This is a genomic window from Rhizobium nepotum 39/7 (assembly GCF_000949865.1).
Taxonomy (GTDB): domain Bacteria; phylum Pseudomonadota; class Alphaproteobacteria; order Rhizobiales; family Rhizobiaceae; genus Agrobacterium; species Agrobacterium nepotum.
Genome location: NZ_JWJH01000002.1, coordinates 71,470 through 89,307, shown reverse-complemented (window position 1 = coordinate 89,307; position 17,838 = coordinate 71,470). Strand labels below are relative to the sequence as shown.

The window sequence follows — 17,838 nt, the reverse complement described above, 5'->3', positions numbered from 1 at the left end:
TCATCCCCCCGTCATCGGCGGGAAGATGCCGATCTCGCGCGCGCCAACGATGCTTTCGTCATGCTCGACATGTTCCTGATTGACGGCAACGCGGATCACATCCGGAAATTCGAAGGCGGCTTCGTAGTTTTCGCCACGGGTCGAAAGATAGGCGATCAGCCCACCGGCGGTGGTAACGGAGGAGGGAATGTCCAGCTCCTCCTCGGCCGTGCCGATCTTTTCGCGAACCCAGGCGAAATAAACGATCCGTGCCATCATTCTTCGTCCACGATGTGCTTGAGACCCGCCTTGAAGTAATCGTAACCGGTATACATCGTCAGCGCTGCGGCGAGCCAGAGAAGCGTAATTCCCATCTCGGTCGTGTAGGGCAGAACCTTGTCGCCCGCAGGGCCCGCGAGAAGAAAGGCGATGGCGACCATCTGGATGGTGGTCTTCCATTTGGCGATGCGGGTGACGGGAACGCTGACCTTCAGCGCCGCCAGATATTCACGCAGGCCCGAGACCAGAATTTCGCGGCAGAGAATGGTGATGGCGGCCCAGAGCGACCAGCCGGCAATCGTACCGTCAGCCGCCATCAGCAGCAGCACAGAGGCGACCAGCAGCTTGTCGGCGATCGGGTCCAGCATGCGGCCGATATTGGAGGTCTGGTTCCAGATGCGGGCCAGATAGCCGTCGAGAAAATCGGTCAGCGACGCGACGATGAACAGCCAGAGCGCCGTCCAGCGTGCGAAATCCGAGCTTTCCAGCTTCCCCTCGACGTAAAAACACAGAACGATGATCGGAACCGCCAGAATGCGGGCATAGGTGAGGAGATTGGGGATGCTGTATGCGCGCGAAGCCATGGGAAACCTGTCAATCGAAGATAAACCTTGATGCCGTCCCTGAGGGGTAGCGTCAACACGTGATTATGTTTTTTTAGCAGTTCGTCACGACAGCGCGGCGTCAATCGCCACCACTCTCGTGGAAGTGATTGTAGATTTGCCGCGCCACCGCCTCGGAAATGCCGGTGACCGCCATCAGATCGTTGAGACCGGCGCGGGAAACCGCCTTCGCCGTGCCGAAATGCTGCAGCAGGGAGCGCTTGCGTCCGGGACCGATCCCCGAGATTTCATCCAGCGGATTGCGCACCATTTCCTTCTTGCGCCGCGCCCGGTGTGAGCCGATGGCAAAACGGTGCGCCTCGTCGCGCATGCGCTGTATGAAATACAGCACGGGATCGCGCGGCGGCAGGGAAAAATCGCTGCGGCCATCCGCGAAGAAACGCTCGCGGCCCGCCTCGCGGTCCACACCCTTGGCGACACCGATGGCGATTACGCTGTCGCGAATGTCGAGTTCGTCCAGAATGGCGCGCACAGCCGTCATCTGGCCCTGTCCGCCGTCGATCAGGATCACGTCCGGCCAGGCGGGGAAAGGCATGTCGGCGGCTTCCTCCGGCGTCGGCGTCAGCGTCTGCCCGCGGTCGGGCTTGCCCTCTTCTTTCAACAGGCGCGAGAAGCGGCGGGTCATCACCTCACGCATCATGCCGAAGTCGTCACCCGGGGTGATGTCGGTCGATTTGATGTTGAACTTGCGGTACTGGTTTTTGACGAAGCCTTCCGGCCCCGCCACCACCATGCCGCCCACGGCATTGGTGCCCATGATATGCGAGTTGTCGTAGATCTCGATCCTTCGCGGCACAAAGGGAAGGCCAAAGGTCTCCGCAAAACCCTTCAGCAACCGCGCCTGTGAGGATGTTTCCGCCAGCTTGCGTCCATGCGCCTCGCGCGCATTGGCAAGAACATGGTCGGTAATATCCTTCTTCTCGCCGCGCTGCGGCACGCTGATCGTGACCTTGTGCCCGGTTTTTTCGCCAAGGGCGGCGGCCAGCAGTTCCTCTTCTTCCACCGTTTCGGAAAGCAGGATTTGCTTTGGAACCGGCTTGTCGTCGTAAAACTGTGCAAGGAACGCGTTGAGGATTTCCGAGCCGGGCAGCGACGGGTCAGCCTTCGGGAAATAGGCGCGGTTGCCCCAGTTCTGGCCGGTGCGGAAAAAGAATACCTGAATGCAGGATATGCCGCCCTCGTGATGAATGGCGAAGACATCCGCTTCCTCGATGCCGGCGGGGTTGATGCCCTGATGGCTCTGGACGTGCGACAGCGCCGCCAGCCGGTCGCGATAGACCGCAGCGCGTTCGAAATCGAGATCCTCGGCTGCCTCGTTCATCTGCCGCGCGATTGCGGTCTTGACGCTCTGGCTTTTGCCGGACAGGAAATCCTTGGCTTCCTTGACGAGTTCCGCATACCCCTGATCGCTGACCTCATGCGTGCAGGGGCCGGAACAGCGCTTGATCTGGTAGAGAAGACAGGGACGTGTGCGGGTTTCGAAAACGCTGTCGGTGCAGGTGCGGATCAAAAACGCGCGCTGCAGCGAATTGATCGTGCGCCCCACGGCCCCGGCGGAGGCGAACGGTCCGAAATAATCACCCTTGCGCGCCCGCGCACCACGATGTTTGAAAATCGCCGGCGCACGATTGTCGGCGGTGATGAAAATATACGGAAACGATTTGTCGTCACGCAAAAGCACATTAAAGCGCGGTCGCAAGCGCTTGATGAGGTTAGCTTCCAGGAGAAGCGCCTCGGTCTCCGTGCGGGTGGTGACGAATTCCATATGGGCGGTCAGCCGCACCATCTGGGCGATGCGGTTGGAATGCACGCGGCCCTGCGCATAATTGCCGACACGCTTCTTCAGCGAGCGCGCCTTGCCGACGTAGAGAACGTCGTTCGCCTCGTTGAACATGCGGTAGACACCTGGCGAGTTCGGCAGGTGTTTGACGAATTCGCCGATCAGATCCATGCCCTTCAGGCCGGATTCGTTTTTCCAGCCAGCATTCCAGTCCATGCCGACAACGTCGCGCGGGGCCTCGACCGCATCCGTTACGGCAAGGCTTGCATCGTCGTCCTCGTCATCGGTTTCATCGAAGAGAATACCGCCGTCAGGCAGCTTCTTTCCGTTCATTCAGGTATCTCCGCCACGTCAGGGGTTTCCCAGCCAAGATGCTGGCCGCCATCGAGCGCGATCATTTGTCCGGTGATCGACGGCGTGTCGAAAAGAAAGCGAATCGTCCGCCCGAACTCGTCCGGGGCAGGACCACGCTTTAATATAAGGCCGTCGATCTGCGCCTGAAAGTCCTCGGGCGTCTGTCTTTCGCTTTTGAAGGAAGGGCCGGGCCCGATGGCGTTGACGCGAACGCGCGGCGCAAAACTCTGCGCCATCGTCCGCGTGGCCGTCCAGAGCGCGGCTTTTGAAAGCGTGTAGGAATAAAACCGCGGCGTGAGCGCAAGCACGCGCTGATCGATGATGTTGACGATCAGCCCGGATTTATCCCGAGGCAATTGCTGGACGAAAGCGGCCGCAATGAGGGAAGGGGCCCGCACATGCACGGAAAAATGCGCATCGAACACCGCCGGATCGGGCGAATCGGCCGAATCATCCAGAAAAACGGACGCATTGTTGACGACGACACCGATGGGGCCGAGTGCCGAAGATGCCTGTTCGACAAGCGCCATCGTCGGCGACGATTGTGTCAGATCCGCCTGAACGGCAACGGCTTTGCCGCCTTTTTGCCTTATTTCATTAGCGAATTCCTCGGCTTGCGCCATCGAGGCATTGGCGTGGACGGCGATCGCAAAGCCATGGGAGGCCAAATCCGTAGCGATCGCCCGTCCAAGCCGGCGGGCGGCACCCGTTATCAAGACTGTCTTCGGTATATTTTCTTTCACAGCGGACCTGCATTTGCTCATACACGCCCTATTTGCTGGATATAATCGCAAATCGCAAGCTGTCCGTTGGCGGTAAAAGAATTGCGTTGGTTTTTACTCACAATGTAATTTCGATTTAATTTGAATATAACTAAGTTTAAATTCGATCTATTGGAAATTAAGTTTCCGGTAGGGTTAATAAAACCCTTGTGGCAATTAGGCAACGTCTAATTCTAGTCACGTCTCTGCCCCAAACAATTCACATTTTGGCTCTTTGATCTCCGCATTCTCCCATCAAATTCAGTTTCCAGAGGGGCGATTAACCCGACGAATTTACCGCGTCTAAAAACAATGTTTTGAGTACGGCGCGGTCCTGAAAGGAGAATAACATGCGTATTTTCGTAGCAACCATTATGGCTTCGACCATGGCAGCCGCCGGCTTTTCGGCTGCTCACGCCGCTGACGCCGTAAACGAAGTGCCGCAGGCACCGGTGTCCTACGACCAGCCCGCACCGGTCAAGGATTGGTCCGGCGCTTACCTCGGTGGTACGGTCAACTATGACTGGGGCCGTTTCAGCTCCAGCAACGACGGTCGTGACGCCAAGGGCGCTGGCGGCGGTCTCTACGGCGGTTACAACTGGCAGAACGGCCAGATCGTTTACGGTGCCGAAGCCGACGTCAACCTTGGTCGTGAGCGCGGTTCCGCCGGTACGGTTGCCGGCAACGCCATCGAAGGCAAGCAGGGCGTCAACGGCTCTCTGCGTGGCCGCGTCGGTTACGACATGAACCCGTTCCTGCTCTACGGTACGGCTGGTCTTGCTGTCTCCGACAACAAGGTAAGTGACGCGACCTCCAAGGACAGCGCCACCGCCCTCGGCTACACCGTCGGTGCCGGCGTTGAAGCCATGGTAACCGACAACATCACCGCCCGTCTGGAATATCGCTACAGCGACTACCAGAAGAAGGACTACGGTCTCGACTCCGGCGCGTTCTCGCGTGGTTTCGACGATCATTCCGTCAAGGCCGGTATCGGCGTAAAGTTCTGATCCTTTGGGTCAGTAAAAGAAAAGCCGGGGTTAGCGCCCCGGCTTTTTTTGTTTTTGCGGTATGAGACCAGAATAAATGCCCGGCGATCAGGCCGGGCATCGGTCTCGCATTCGCGTCAGGCAGCGGCCTTCATTTCCGTATAGGCTTCGAAACGTTTGCCGAATGTCTCCGGCCACCCTGTCAGCGCCTCGTGGCCCTCTGCCCATTCGCCCGCAAAACGCAGATCGAGATAACCGATCAGGGCGGCAAGGGCGAAATGGCCGCCATGCAGCTTCTTGCCGGTTTTCGGCAGGTTGGCGTTCAGATGATCGAGGCCCTTCACTGCCTTTTTCCACTGCTTGTCGATCCACGGCTGGTGGACCTTGTCTTCCGGGCGGGAACGACGCTCGTAGACGATGGCCAGCAGGCAATCCATGATGCCGTCGCACAGCGCCTCCAGAATTTCCACTTCCGTGCGCTTGCCGTTCTTTTTCGGGTAGAGCTTGCCGCCCGAAAGGCGGTCGAGATAGTGCATGATCGCCACGCTGTCATAGACAGAGCTGCCATCGTCCAACAGCAGGACCGGAATTTTGCCGAGCGGGTTGTTGTCGATCAGCGTTGCGGGTTCGGCATTGGTGTCGACGACCACATTGGTAATGTCGATGCCGAGATGGCGGGCAGCCATGCGCACCTTGGCGGAGTAGGGGGAGGTGACGGAATAAAGCAGTTCCATTGTCGGGTCCTGACGTGTGTTGGCGTGTGGGGTTAGCGAATGGGAACGATTTCGGTAGCGCTGGCGCGGCAGCCCTTGCGATCAAGCTCGGGGCAGTCGCGGAATGTCATGTCCTTGTTGAGGCAGATGCGAACCTCCTCGAGACGTTTTCCGTCGCAGCTGATCGAGATCCCGCGTTTCGACATGCCGGGATTGGCGTCGGTGAAGGCGGTTTCGATGGCGTCGGCAGACAGGGGCACACCTTGCGCGCCCGAGGCAATCTTCTCCGGCAGTTTAACCGCTTCGAAGGCGGCCCGCGTCGCCGAGAAATAATCCTTCTGCGAAAGGCCTGAGCAGGAGCCGTGTTTGCGCCACTGATGGCCGATCAGGCCCATGGAAGGCATGATGTCGAACATCGCGCGGCCGATCGCGTCGGGCACGCGGTCCGGTTCGCCGCTCGTGCAGAATTCGGGATAGCCGTTTTCGTTTTGCGGCCAAAGCCCGTGCACGACGAAACCGTAACGCCGGTCGCTGCCGCATTGCTGGCGATTGCCGGAGCCTTCGGAACTGGCGCAAAACGCCGGCGACCAAGACAGCGAGAACACATAAAAATCGAACCCCGTGCCACGCGACACCGGATCTTTGCGCGCGTCGCGCCGGGGAGTGCCTGGCTGCGAATTGTCCGCCCGGGAATTGCCGGCGGGTTGCTGTTGGGATTGCGTCGGCCGGTCGGTGGCGGAACCGGTCGGAGCCGGATTTTCCTGCGCAAACCACAGAGCCGCAAGCGACAGAAGACCCAAGGCGATGAAACCGGCATAACGCTTCATTCCGTGCACGTTCTCCGGAGAATGGACGACCTCATATTCGCCGGCAGGCGACGACACGGTCTTACATCAACTTGTGAACGGGGCAAACGTTGTTTCGTGCAGCCCGCCCAACCTTGTCCATAATCTATAATCTATTCAGCCGCCCATCTGTGCGATGCGCCGCGCCATCCAGTTGACGTAACTGGTGCGCGTCATTTTGCGTCTGGTAGATTCCCTGTCGATAAAATCAAGAACGTCAGCGTCAAGCATCATGTTGGCACGCACGGGCTTTCCCGCGGGACGAATGAGCGGCACGCTCGTCAACATGCTGCCGGCAGGCACGGGCACCTCTTCGAGGGCGCTGGGTTCCGCCAATGGCGCATTGTCCCGTTCCATCTCAAGCGCGTAGTCCCTTAAGGCTTCTTCGGCGTTGAGAATTGCTTCGTCTATGGTTTCACCCATGGCGACGACACCGTCCATATCCGGAAAGACCACGCCGTAAGCGCCTTTCTCGCCGTCTATAAGTGCGGGATATCTGACAGTCATTTTGCGATTCCATATGTCGTTGAACAGTGGCAATTCAAGATAGGGCGTCAAGCGGCCCACCCCGCCTTCTTCGCAATGGAACCGGCAACGCCGGAACTGAGTTTGCGATGCCTTGGCACTTGCACAAAACCCTTCTCCGGGTGGAGGTAGATATCGTGAGCGGCTCCGTGCCGGTCGAAGGCCCAACCTTCGTCTTTCAGCCGTTTGATAATTTTAGCAGCGTTTGTTTCCATCGCAGTTCCGCTGTGCATATATTTGCACCGGCAATCAGAAAGTCAATTTATATCGTGCATATATTTGCACGATTACAGCCTTGTGAACGTCAGTTACCAACCGCACGGGACACCAGCGACAGATAACGGGCAATTTTTTGTGAAAAGGTTGAAAGCTTCGCCGCATAACGAATAGAGTCGGCCGAATCTTCTGCGGGAGCGGAAATCGGGTTGGGGTGAAGCCGGAGGAAATTGGCGGGCATGACCGCATGACATTGAAGAAATACATCTGGCCCGTCATTGGTGTGGCGACGATCGGTTTTTCGGCCTGGTTGCTCTATCATGAGCTGCGAGGGCTTTCACTCGATGATCTCTGGGAAAGTCTGACGGCCATCCGCGCGCGCGACTGGATGTGTTCCGGCCTGTCGACGCTTGTGGCCTATGCCGCCCTTGCCGGTTACGACCGCATTGCTCTCCAGCATCTCGGCCGCAAGGTGAACTGGTTCTTCATCACGCTCACCTCCTTCACCACCTATGCGCTTTCCCACAATGTCGGCGCATCCGTATTCTCCGGCGCCGTGGTGCGATACCGGGCCTATACGTCCAAGGGGTTGAGCGTTGCCGAAGTCGGTGTGCTCGTTGCCCTTTGTTCCTTCACCTTCATCATCGGAACGATCATGCTGATCGGTCTGGTACTGCTTTACGAACCTGATATTACCGAGCGCTTCACCGGCATCCTGCCCGTCGAGGCGTCGACGACCACCGGCATCCTGTTGCTCGTCATTGTCGGACTTTATGTACTCGGCAGCTTGCTGAAGCTTAGACCGCTGAAAATCCGCTCGTTTTTCCTGCCCTATCCCGTACCGAAACTGGTGGCGCAGCAGCTCGTCATCGGTCCGATCGAGCTGATCGGGGCGGCGGGCATCATCTATTTTGCGCTGCCGGAAGCGGGAAATCCGGGCTTCATGATCATTCTCGGGATTTTCCTGATTTCCTTTTCAGCGGCGCTGATCTCGCACGCGCCGGGCGGCCTTGGCGTGCTGGAGCTGGTCTTCGTCACCGGCCTGCCGGATATGAACCCGGCTGACGTGATTGCAGCGCTTTTGGTTTTCCGGCTGTTCTACCTCATCATTCCGTTCATCATCGCCCTGTTCGTGATCCTGTTTTTCGAACGATCGCAGCTGACGCAGGCGCAGAAGCGGGAAGGGTTGAGGTAACCCCTCAATCCTCTTCCGGCTTTTCCTCGCCACGCAGCCAGAAGGCGCGGTGCGAGGCGTATCTGTCCTGCGCCATCACAGTCTTCAGGAACGGCAGCAGCGTGTGCAACTCGTCCTTCAGCGTATAGGGCGGGTTGACGACGATGAGGCCGGAGCCGCTCAGGCCCTCGAGCCGGTCGCTTTTGACGGAAAGCTCCACACATAGCATTTTCGGAATGTCGAAAGATTGCAGCCGCTCGTGGAAGTCCCTGATCGGTGCGCCTTTTTTCAGCGGATACCACAGGCAATAGGTGCCGGTGGAGAAACGCCGATAGGCCTTGTTCAGGCCATCGGCCAGGCGCTGATATTCGTTTTCAAGCTCGAAAGGCGGATCGACGAGGATGAGGCCGCGCTTTTCCTTCGGCGGCAGATGCGCACCGAGCGACAGCCAGCCGTCCAGCTCCGTCACGCGGGCCTGAAAATCGCCCTCGAACAGACGCGACAAGGCGCGTGCGTCGTCCGGATGCAGTTCCATGGCCGAAAGCCGGTCCTGCGGGCGGAACAGCATGCGCGCGACTTTCGGCGAGCCGGGGTAGAATTGCATGCCGCCATGCGGGTTAAGCTCCCTGACGACGGAAAGATAGGGTTCCAGCAATTCGGCGATGGGGGCCGGCAGGTCGGCATCCATCAGCTTGCCGATGCCGGTCTGCCATTCGCCGGTCTTCTGGGCCTCTTCCGAGGACAGGTCGTAAAGCCCGATACCGGCATGGGTGTCCAGCATGCGAAACGCCTTGTCCTTGTTTTGCAGGTAGCGGACGAGGCGGGCGAGAACGGCGTGTTTGAGAACATCCGCGAAATTGCCTGCGTGGTAGATGTGGCGATAGTTCATGGATGTCTCTCGCTTGCCGATGGTGATGATGAATATTCTTGATGGACGTCACTTCGGCCTTTTTGCCGCATCGATGATGCAATATAGAAAAGACATGAACGTTGCGACCCCGATTTCCGCTAAAAACGCCACCCCGAAGGCCGAAGGTGCCACGCGCACCGGCCATACGGTCTGTCCGCACGACTGTCCGAGCGCCTGCGCGCTGGAAGTCGACATCAATGCCGATGGCCGTATCGGCCGCGTGCGCGGCGCCAATGCCAATACATACACCGCCGGCGTCATCTGCGCCAAGGTGGCGCGTTACTCCGAGCGCATCTATCATCCCGGCCGTCTTTTGACCCCGAAGCGCCGCAAGGGCGCGAAAGGTGCGGGCGACTGGCAGGAGATTTCCTGGGAAGCGGCGCTGGACGAGGTGGCCGACGCCTTCGTCAAGGCGGAAGCTCGGCACGGCGCGGAAGCCATCTGGCCATATTTCTACGCCGGAACCATGGGGCAGGTGCAGCGCGATTCCATCGAGCGTCTGCGCCATGCCAAAAAGTACTCCGGCTTTTTCGGATCGATCTGCACCAACATGGCCTGGACGGGTTATGTGATGGGCACGGGCGCGCTACGAGGTCCCGATCCGCGTGAGATCGCCAGGGCCGACATCGTCGTCATCTGGGGCACCAATGCGGTTGCCACTCAGGTCAACGTCATGACCCATGCGGTCAAGGCCCGCAAGGAACGCGGCGCAAAGATCGTGGTCGTCGATATCTACGACAATCCGACCATGAAACAGGCGGATATGCGCATCGTCCTGCGGCCGGGCACGGATGCGGCGCTCGCCTGCGCCATCATGCACATCGCCTTCCGTGACGGTTATGCTGACCGCGACTACATGGCGCGCTTTGCTGACGATCCGGCCGGGCTGGAAGCGCATCTGAAAACAAAGACGCCGCAATGGGCGTCCGAAATCACCGGCCTTTCCGTCGAGGAGATCGAGGATTTTGCAAGGCTTGTCGGCACGACGAAAAAGACGTTCTTCCGGCTGGGCTACGGTTTTGCCCGCCAGCGCAACGGCGCGGTCGCCATGCACGCCGCTCTTTCGATCGCGACGGTTCTCGGCTCCTGGCAATATGAGGGCGGTGGCGCCTTCCACAATAACGGCGATATCTTCCGGCTCAACAAGTCGGAACTGATGGGGACGGCTTACGCCGACCCCGACGTGCGCCAGCTTGACCAGTCGCAGATCGGTCGTGTGCTGACGGGCGACGCCGAAGCGCTGCGCCATGGCGGCCCGGTGACGGCGCTGCTCATCCAGAACACCAATCCCGTCAATGTCGCGCCCGAGCAGCGGCTGGTGAAACAGGGCTTCCTGCGCGACGATCTTTTCGTTGCCGTGCATGAGCAGTTCATGACGGAGACGGCAGAGTTGGCCGATATCGTGCTGCCGGCCACCATGTTCCTCGAACATGACGATATCTACCGCGCCGGCGGCCAGAACCACATTCTGCTCGGCCCCAAACTGGTGGAGCCGCCGGAAACGGTGCGCACCAATCTCTTCGTCATCGAAGAACTGGCGAAGCGTCTTGGTATCGATCATATGCCGGGCTTCGGCCTTTCCGCCCGCGAGCATGTCGATCATATGCTGAAAGTCAGCGGCTGGGGTGATTTCGATACGTTGGCCGAGGAAAAATGGATCGATGCGCAGCCCGCTTTCGAGGTGGCGCATTATCTCGAAGGCTTTGGTTATGGCGACGGAAAATTCCGTTTCAGCCCCGAATGGGCGACGGGGCCGTCTCCGAATAAACCGCCGAAAAACATCGGCGTGATGGGGCCGGTTTCGCAATTTCCGAAGTTCCCGGATCAGGTCGACGTCATTGAAACCGCCGACGGGGACCATCCCTTTCGGCTGGCGACATCGCCGGCGCGTAACTTCCTGAACTCCACTTTCGCAGAAACGAAAACCTCCGTGCAGAAGGAAGGCCGTCCGGAATTGATGATCTGTCCCGAGGACGCCACCCGCAACGGTATCGCCGATGGTGATATCGTGCGCATCGGCAATGGCCGCGGCGAAGTGCGCCTCCATGCCAAAATCGTGGAGGGCGCCAGGCCCGGCGTGCTGATCGCCGAGGGGTTGTGGCCCAACAAGGCGCATCTGGACGGCGAGGGCATCAATGTGCTGACCGGTGCCGATGCCGTCGCCCCCTATGGCGGCGCTGCTTTCCACGACAACAAGGTGTGGCTCCGCCGTCACGATGAAGCCTGAAAGGGTTGATATTGCACCGCAACAAGGGCAGGCTGAAAACTTCCGCGACAGGCAAGGGAATATCCGGTGACACAGACGCAAGTGAAAGACCTTCCGGCCGACATTGACGCCGGCAGGGTCCTGTTGGTGGAAAAAGAAACGGTGTGGAAGGGCTTCGTGCATATGCAGAAGCTCGTTTTCGACCAGCGCATGCCGGATGGCAAGACGATCCGTATCGTGCGGGAAGTCCATGATCACGGCAGCGCCGCCGCCATCCTGCTTTACGATGTAAAACGCGACAGCGTGGTGATGGTGCGCCAGTTTCGCCCCGCCGCCTTCGTGAACGGCGATCCAAGCTTCATGATCGAAGTGCCAGCGGGACTTCTCGATGACGACAACGCGGCCGATGCCATTCGCCGCGAGGCAATGGAAGAATCCGGCTACGCGGTCGAAAAGGTCGAATATCTGTTCGACATGTATGCCAGCCCCGGCACGCTCACGGAAAAAGTCAGCCTCTTCGTCGCCCACATCGATCTCGACGTGCAGGCGGGAAGCGGTGGTGGGCTGGAAACCGAAGGCGAGGATCTGGAGGTTCTGACCTATGGCCTCGACGAGGCCTTCGCGATGATCGCGTCTGGCGAAATCACCGATTCCAAGACGATCATTCTGCTGCAATGGGCGATGTTGAACCGGGCGCAGCTCTGAACGTTCACGGTAACGCGTTATACGAAGGCGACGTTTTCCAGCTTTGCTGCCGCCGCAAGCTTTCTGTCATGTGTTGCGAGAGGCGCATTTTGCGAAACCGCGAGTGCCAGATAGGCGGCGTCATACGCGGAGAGGGAGTGTTTTTGCGCCAGGCGGATGATCGACACATGGTCGGCGCTTGACGACAGCGTGAGCGGCAGGCTTGCAAACCGCATGAGAATGACAAATATCTCGTCCGGGGTAATACGCTTGCGACGTTCGGCAGAAAGCAGGATGTTGCGCAACTCGTGTGACAGAAGATCCGGCGCGAAAGCATCTTGCGTTTCCAGCCGCGACAGTGCTTCGTCGGCAACTGCACCATCTTCGTCAGGCAGGAACCATGCCGCGACAACCGATGCGTCCACGACGAAAGCCATTATTTGCGGCCTTCGTCTTTCCACGCCTTTATCTCATGCGCAGTCGTCTTTTCCCGCTGAGACCGTTCTGTCCGCATTGCGGAGATGAGATGCCGACGCGATTGAGGATCGCTCGCCCTGACGAGACGCGCCACAGCTTCGTTTCCACGCGCAATAACGACCTCTTCACCCGCCTCCACTCTGACAAGAAGCTCCGAGAGGTGCGTTTTGGCTTCTCCGACTTTGATTGTTATTGTCATGGAGCGATAACCTCATCCACATATCATAGCGATAATAGGCGTGCTGTGAGGGTTGGTCAATGACTTGGCCAAGTGCGCCACGTCGATGCATCTTTCGGCTGGCGGTTGGTTCAGAACCGGCCTTTGACACCAGCCCCGATGAAAATCGCCTGCAAGTCGCCACCACCAGCATTTTTTTCCGACGAAAGGTTCCCGGCGCCTGCGCCGCTATAGTGGGTGTCTCCACGCCCGAGACCGGTATATTCGTAGGAGCCGTCGAGATAGATCGAGGCGTTCTCTGTCAGGTCATAGGCAACGCCCGCCTTAACCCCGAACATGCCGGCAACGTCGAACTTGTCGGTGAAGCGCATTTCGCGCAGCCAATGATCGTCCGTCGCCTTGCCATAAACCATCGCGCCGCCTTCGAGGCCGGCATTGAGCGACCAGTTGCCGAACTTCTGGCCGCCGGTCAGATTGCCGTAGAAAACCGGGATTTGCTGGCGGTAGGTGATCCCCTTGAGGCCATCCTTGTATTTGCCTGCGAAATCACGGGGGGAGAAAATGCTGTAGACGGCATTGCCGCCATAGGCGGACCATTGCACATCCGTGTAGCGGAAGCCGACGCCGGCGCTGAGATATTGCTGCGGGTCGTCCAGCAGCATGCGATTGAGTTCGAGACTTCCCGAAAAATAATGGTCGAGCCTGGTATCGTCATGCTGGGAGCGATCGCTCCAGCCGTTCTTGGAGCCGTCTTGATAGAACGGCCACTGCCAGTCGTAATCTGTCATGTAGCCATCGCCTTCGAAGCCGACACGGCCTTCTGCCTTCACCCGCCAGCCGGGCGCAAGCTCAAGCCCGAGCGAACCGCGTAGCGCCATGGCGTTCTTCGTTTCCCATTCGAGTTCGCTTATTTTGCGATTGCCGATATGGACGGTTTCGGTCGCTCTGAGATTGAGAACACCAGCATCCAGCGACGCGGTGATGCCACCTTGTTCGGCGGCGAGCGGCAGGCTGCCGCTCATCAGCAGGAGGGCCGAAAGCGGCAGGGAAAATCTCGAAAATAGCATAATCGCTCCTGAATGACCGGAGGGCCTGAAACGCTGGGCCGTTGTGGGCATTAGAGACGATTATGGTAAATGATCGGTTTATTTTGTGAGAAGTACCACTTTAGGCATTTTTGTACTTTAGTGTATTCTTTATCAGAAAGCGGAAATCAGGCTGGAATACTCAGATTTACTTGTGTCGCTGCTGGAGACGGTTTTGCCGCCTTCCATCCGCACCTTGCCTTCCGCAAGCTGCTTGAGGGCCAGCGGATAGAGCTGGTGCTCGACGGTGAGTATCCGTGCCGCCAGCGTCTCGGCCGTGTCGTCGGAAAGAACCGGCACCGCGCCTTGAGCGATCGTCGGGCCTTCGTCCATGCCTTCGGTGACGAAATGCACGGTGCAGCCGGAAATCTTCATGCCGCTGTCGATGGCGCGCTGGTGGGTGTGCAAGCCGGGGAAAAGCGGCAGCAGGGAAGGGTGGATATTGATGATGCGGCCTTCATAGGGGGCGATGAAATCCCCCGAGATCAACCGCATGTAACCGGCAAGGCAGATGATATCAGGCGCAATCTCGCCAAGTGCCGCGAGTATCGCGCCCTCATGCTCGGCCTTGCTGGCATAGGTCTTGCGCTCGAAGACCAGTGTGGGAATACCGAAGTCCCGCGCCTTTTCCAGTCCGCCCGCTGACGCCTTGTCCGAGATCACGCAGGCGATTTCAGCGGGAAAATCCGCCGCCTGACAGGCCTTGGCCAGCGACACCATGTTGGAGCCGCCGCCGGAAATGAAAACGACGACGCGTTTGCGGCCAGACGGGAAGGCAGCGCTCATCATAGGCCGAGAGCGCCCTTGTAGATCGTGCCGTGCGCGCCCTCTTCGCGGGCAACCATGCGGCCGAGCGGGAAAACGGTCTCGCCTTCCGCCGTCAGGGCGTCGGTGACCTTGGTGGCATTTTCAGCCGAAACGACCACGATCATGCCGACGCCGCAATTGAAGGTGCGCAGCATTTCCTTGGCTTCGACGCCGCCCGTTTTTGCAAGCCACGAGAAGACGGCCGGAACCTTGATCGCGTCGAGATCGATCTCGGCGGCGAGATGCTTGGGCAGAACGCGCGGAATATTTTCGGGAAAACCACCGCCGGTGATATGCGCCAGCGCCTTCAGCGCACCGGTCTCGCGGATCGCCTTCAAAAGCGGCTTCACATAGATGCGGGTCGGCGTCAGCAGCGCTTCGCCGAGCTTCTTGCCGTCGGCGAAGGGGGCAGGGGCGTCCCAGTCAAGACCGGAGACCGACACGATCTTGCGCACCAGCGAGAAGCCGTTGGAATGAACGCCGGAGGAAGAAAGCCCGAGAATGACGTCGCCTTCGGAAATGTCGCCGGCCGGCAGAAGCTGGCCACGCTCGGCAGCACCGACGGCAAAGCCTGCAAGATCATAGTCGCCATCGGAATACATGCCGGGCATTTCGGCGGTCTCGCCGCCGATCAGTGCACAGCCGGATTCGCGGCAACCGGCGGCAATGCCGGAAACGATGGCCGCACCCTGGTCGGGGTCCAGCTTGCCGGTCGCGAAATAATCGAGGAAGAACAGCGGTTCGGCACCCTGCACGACGAGATCGTTGACGCACATGGCGACGAGATCGATGCCGACGGTGTCATGAAAATTCGCGTCGATGGCGATCTTCAGCTTGGTGCCGACGCCGTCATTGGCGGCCACCAGAACCGGATCGGTGAAGCCGGCCGCTTTCAGATCGAACAGGCCGCCGAAGCCGCCGATTTCACCGTCCGCGCCGGGACGCCGCGTCGAGCGCACCGCCGGTTTGATCTTTTCGACCATCAGGTTGCCGGCGTCGATATCCACACCCGCATCACTATAGGTAAGACCGTTCTTGCCCGACTGGCTCATGGCTCTCGTCTCCGCTGGTTCCTTTGGCGTCGCCATTCGCACGGGACGGGGCCTTATGCAAGGGTTTGAGTGGCAAAAGCTCCGGTTTTTAACGGCTTTGCGACGGTTTGACGTTTTGTGTGCCTTGGGCCTCTCGACGGCGATATGCGCAGCGTAGACTTGAAAACCCGTCGTCGTTGCGCCGACCTGACACCTGTGCTGTCGATCACTGCCGGCCGGCGGTCTTGACCATGTGCATACGCGCATCCTATTTCCATGATGGGCGAAGACGGCACGGCGATAAAAGGATAAACGGATGCAACCCCATGTAAGCGGTATGAACCTGCGCCGGCAGGTGTTTTTCTGGATCGGCGTGCTTGTCGTCTTTGTCCTTTTCCTGATGGTCTTCAGCTCCATTCTCCTGCCTTTTGTGGCGGGCATGGCGGTTGCCTATTTTCTGGATCCGGTGGCCGACTGGCTGGAGCGGCGCGGCCTTAACCGGTTGATGGCGACCGTCGTCATCCTCGTCTCCTTCGTGTTGATCTTCGCGTTGTCGCTCATCATCATCATTCCGCTGATCGCCGCCCAGGCCTCGGAATTCATCACGCGCGTCCCGCAATATATCTCGTCGTTGCAGCAGCTGATCGCCGGCGCGGATACCAATCTTCTGCCGGACTGGGTGAGCAACCAGATCGATGCCGTGAAGGAGAATTTTTCCAAGCTCTTGACCGAAGGCGCCGGTTTCATCGGCACATTGCTGGCGCAGATATGGAATTCCGGCAAATCGCTGATCGATGTCATGTCGCTTTTGGTCGTCACGCCCGTCGTCGCCTTCTACCTGCTGCTCGACTGGGACCGCATGATCGACAAGGTCGATAGCTGGATACCGCGCGACTACGTGCATACCGTCCGCCAGATCGCCCGTGATATGGACAGGACGATTGCCGGTTTCGTGCGCGGGCAGGGGTCGCTCTGCCTTATTCTGGGCGTCTATTACGCCGTTGGCCTGTCGCTGGTCGGCCTTAATTTCGGCCTGCTGATCGGCCTTTTCTCCGGCCTCATCAGCTTCATTCCCTATATTGGTTCGATGGTCGGCCTCATCCTTGCCGTCGGCGTCGCCATCGTGCAGTTCTGGCCGGATTATATCTATGTGTTTCTGACGCTGGCCGTGTTCTTTTCCGGCCAGTTCATCGAAGGCAACATCCTGCAACCGAAGCTCGTCGGCAAAAGCGTCGGCCTGCATCCGGTGTGGCTGATGTTCGCATTGTTCGCTTTCGGCGCTCTTTTCGGTTTCGTCGGCCTTCTGGTCGCCGTGCCGGCGGCGGCGGCCGTTGGCGTGCTTGTCCGCTTCGCATTGTCGCGGTATCTTGAAAGCGATCTTTACCATGGGCACGCCGCCAACCTTCCCTGGGAAGCCAACCTTGCCTTGGAAGAAAGGGAAACCTCCTCCGACAAGGCGGATGGTCAGGGCTGACAATGACTGACCAAATCAAAAACGACAATGCCCGGTCGAAGGCCGAGCAGCTGACGCTCGTATTCTCGCACCAGTCCGCTTCCGGAAGGGACGACCTTCTCGTGTCCGCCTCGCTCAAGGCCGCCGTCAGCCTCGTGGATGAATGGCCGAACTGGCCATCACCAGTGGTGGTGCTGGCCGGGCCGCCGGGTTCGGGAAAATCGCACCTCGCCAATATCTGGAAGAATATCAGCGGTGCCAGGGATATCCATCCGCAAACCGGCGCGGATGCCGCGCGCGCGGCCGAAACCGGACCGGTGCTTTTCGAGGATGCCGACCGCCGCGGGTTTGACGACACCGAACTCTTCCATGTCATCAACAGCGTGCGCCAGCATGGCACCACGCTTTTGATGACCAGCCGGCAATCGCCGGCCGCATGGCCGGTGACGCTGCCGGATCTGCGCTCGCGCCTGAAAGCCGTGACGGTGGTGGAGACGGGCGAACCCGACGAGGGGCTTCTGGCGCAGGTGCTGGTGAAACTCTTCGCCGACCGGCAGCTTTATATGGATGACAAACTCATAGGCTATATCGTCAACAGAATGGAGCGTTCGCTCGATACGGCACAGACGATCGTGGACCGGATCGACAGGCTGGCACTGGCGCGTGGAACAAGGATAACCCGTCCGCTGGCGGCGGAAGTCCTCAACACGATGGGCGATACGGCGGCCGATGGAGCAACGGATAGCGGGCTGGAGGTCGATTGACTGTCACA

The 17,838-nt window shown here is 59.2% G+C and carries 20 protein-coding genes; 6 read left to right on the top strand and 14 right to left on the bottom strand.

Features of this window, described 5'->3' with window-relative positions; all coding sequences use genetic code 11:
* From moaD to RS75_RS02005, 4 genes are all read right to left on the bottom strand, one after another.
* The gene (gene moaD, locus RS75_RS02020; RefSeq protein ID WP_045016852.1) at window positions 1-255 is read right to left on the bottom strand and encodes a molybdopterin converting factor subunit 1; all 255 of its coding nucleotides are present in this window, start codon (window positions 253-255) and stop codon (window positions 1-3) included.
* Window positions 255-842 (bottom strand): CDP-diacylglycerol--glycerol-3-phosphate 3-phosphatidyltransferase, encoded by a 588-nt coding sequence (pgsA, locus tag RS75_RS02015; protein ID WP_045016850.1) that lies wholly within the window; start codon window positions 840-842, stop codon window positions 255-257. The genes moaD and pgsA overlap by 1 nt, the downstream gene beginning before the upstream one ends.
* 100 nt (window positions 843-942) lie before the next feature.
* On the bottom strand, window positions 943-2,994 hold the full coding sequence (uvrC, locus tag RS75_RS02010; RefSeq protein WP_045016848.1) for an excinuclease ABC subunit UvrC: 2,052 nt from the start codon (window positions 2,992-2,994) through the stop codon (window positions 943-945).
* A complete protein-coding gene (locus tag RS75_RS02005; protein WP_045016847.1) occupies window positions 2,991-3,779 on the bottom strand; it encodes an SDR family oxidoreductase in 789 nt (262 codons plus the stop codon). The genes uvrC and RS75_RS02005 overlap by 4 nt, the downstream gene beginning before the upstream one ends.
* Window positions 3,780-4,126: 347 nt before the next feature.
* Here RS75_RS02005 and RS75_RS02000 point away from each other — a divergent pair, with 347 nt between their 5' ends.
* Complete coding sequence (locus tag RS75_RS02000) at window positions 4,127-4,783, top strand: outer membrane protein (protein WP_045016845.1); 657 nt, start codon at window positions 4,127-4,129, stop codon at window positions 4,781-4,783.
* Window positions 4,784-4,899: 116 nt separating this feature from the next.
* On the opposite strand, the gene RS75_RS01995 is transcribed toward RS75_RS02000, so the two are convergent.
* From RS75_RS01995 to RS75_RS01980, 4 genes are all read right to left on the bottom strand, one after another.
* Window positions 4,900-5,496 (bottom strand): glutathione S-transferase, encoded by a 597-nt coding sequence (locus tag RS75_RS01995; protein WP_045016843.1) that lies wholly within the window; start codon window positions 5,494-5,496, stop codon window positions 4,900-4,902.
* 32 nt (window positions 5,497-5,528) lie between these two features.
* Window positions 5,529-6,302, bottom strand: a complete 774-nt coding sequence (locus RS75_RS01990) for a ribonuclease T2 family protein (RefSeq protein WP_045016841.1) — start codon at window positions 6,300-6,302, stop codon at window positions 5,529-5,531.
* 135 nt (window positions 6,303-6,437) lie between these two features.
* On the bottom strand, window positions 6,438-6,827 hold the full coding sequence (locus RS75_RS01985; protein WP_045017296.1) for a type II toxin-antitoxin system HicB family antitoxin: 390 nt from the start codon (window positions 6,825-6,827) through the stop codon (window positions 6,438-6,440).
* A gap of 47 nt (window positions 6,828-6,874) precedes the next feature.
* Window positions 6,875-7,060, bottom strand: a complete 186-nt coding sequence (locus RS75_RS01980) for a type II toxin-antitoxin system HicA family toxin (RefSeq protein WP_045017294.1) — start codon at window positions 7,058-7,060, stop codon at window positions 6,875-6,877.
* Between the two features lie 248 nt (window positions 7,061-7,308).
* Here RS75_RS01980 and RS75_RS01975 point away from each other — a divergent pair, with 248 nt between their 5' ends.
* On the top strand, window positions 7,309-8,256 hold the full coding sequence (locus tag RS75_RS01975; RefSeq protein WP_045017291.1) for a lysylphosphatidylglycerol synthase domain-containing protein: 948 nt from the start codon (window positions 7,309-7,311) through the stop codon (window positions 8,254-8,256).
* 4 nt (window positions 8,257-8,260) lie between these two features.
* On the opposite strand, the gene RS75_RS01970 is transcribed toward RS75_RS01975, so the two are convergent.
* Window positions 8,261-9,124: a 23S rRNA (adenine(2030)-N(6))-methyltransferase RlmJ gene (locus RS75_RS01970; protein WP_045016839.1), complete on the bottom strand. Its 864-nt coding sequence runs from the start codon at window positions 9,122-9,124 to the stop codon at window positions 8,261-8,263.
* A 28-nt stretch (window positions 9,125-9,152) separates the two neighbouring features.
* On the opposite strand from RS75_RS01970, the gene RS75_RS01965 reads away from it, so the two are divergent.
* Both RS75_RS01965 and RS75_RS01960 read left to right on the top strand, forming a co-directional pair.
* Window positions 9,153-11,372: a molybdopterin-containing oxidoreductase family protein gene (locus RS75_RS01965; RefSeq protein WP_045017289.1), complete on the top strand. Its 2,220-nt coding sequence runs from the start codon at window positions 9,153-9,155 to the stop codon at window positions 11,370-11,372.
* A 66-nt stretch (window positions 11,373-11,438) separates the two neighbouring features.
* The gene (locus RS75_RS01960; protein WP_045016837.1) at window positions 11,439-12,056 is read left to right on the top strand and encodes an NUDIX domain-containing protein; all 618 of its coding nucleotides are present in this window, start codon (window positions 11,439-11,441) and stop codon (window positions 12,054-12,056) included.
* A 17-nt stretch (window positions 12,057-12,073) separates the two neighbouring features.
* Here the strand turns inward: RS75_RS01960 and RS75_RS01955 are convergent, their stop codons facing one another.
* The 5 genes from RS75_RS01955 to purM form a co-directional block, all read right to left on the bottom strand.
* On the bottom strand, window positions 12,074-12,472 hold the full coding sequence (locus RS75_RS01955; protein WP_045016835.1) for a type II toxin-antitoxin system VapC family toxin: 399 nt from the start codon (window positions 12,470-12,472) through the stop codon (window positions 12,074-12,076).
* Window positions 12,472-12,711, bottom strand: a complete 240-nt coding sequence (locus RS75_RS01950) for a type II toxin-antitoxin system Phd/YefM family antitoxin (RefSeq protein WP_045016832.1) — start codon at window positions 12,709-12,711, stop codon at window positions 12,472-12,474. Before RS75_RS01950 ends, RS75_RS01955 begins: the two co-directional genes overlap by 1 nt.
* A 110-nt stretch (window positions 12,712-12,821) precedes the next feature.
* Entirely contained in the window at window positions 12,822-13,757 is a 936-nt protein-coding gene (locus RS75_RS01945) for an omptin family outer membrane protease (protein ID WP_045016831.1), read from the bottom strand.
* Between the two features lie 132 nt (window positions 13,758-13,889).
* A complete protein-coding gene (gene purN, locus RS75_RS01940) occupies window positions 13,890-14,564 on the bottom strand; it encodes a phosphoribosylglycinamide formyltransferase (protein WP_045016829.1) in 675 nt (224 codons plus the stop codon).
* The gene (purM, locus tag RS75_RS01935; protein WP_045016827.1) at window positions 14,561-15,634 is read right to left on the bottom strand and encodes a phosphoribosylformylglycinamidine cyclo-ligase; all 1,074 of its coding nucleotides are present in this window, start codon (window positions 15,632-15,634) and stop codon (window positions 14,561-14,563) included. Before purM ends, purN begins: the two co-directional genes overlap by 4 nt.
* Window positions 15,635-15,929: 295 nt before the next feature.
* Between purM and RS75_RS01930 the strand changes: the two genes are divergently transcribed.
* Together RS75_RS01930 and hdaA are read left to right on the top strand one after the other, a co-directional pair.
* Window positions 15,930-17,087 carry an AI-2E family transporter gene (locus RS75_RS01930; protein WP_045016824.1) on the top strand — a complete coding sequence of 386 codons (1,158 nt, stop codon included), beginning with the start codon at window positions 15,930-15,932 and terminating at the stop codon, window positions 17,085-17,087.
* A 2-nt stretch (window positions 17,088-17,089) separates the two neighbouring features.
* Window positions 17,090-17,830 (top strand): DnaA regulatory inactivator HdaA, encoded by a 741-nt coding sequence (hdaA, locus tag RS75_RS01925; RefSeq protein WP_045016822.1) that lies wholly within the window; start codon window positions 17,090-17,092, stop codon window positions 17,828-17,830.
* The last annotated feature ends 8 nt before the right edge of the window (window positions 17,831-17,838 follow it).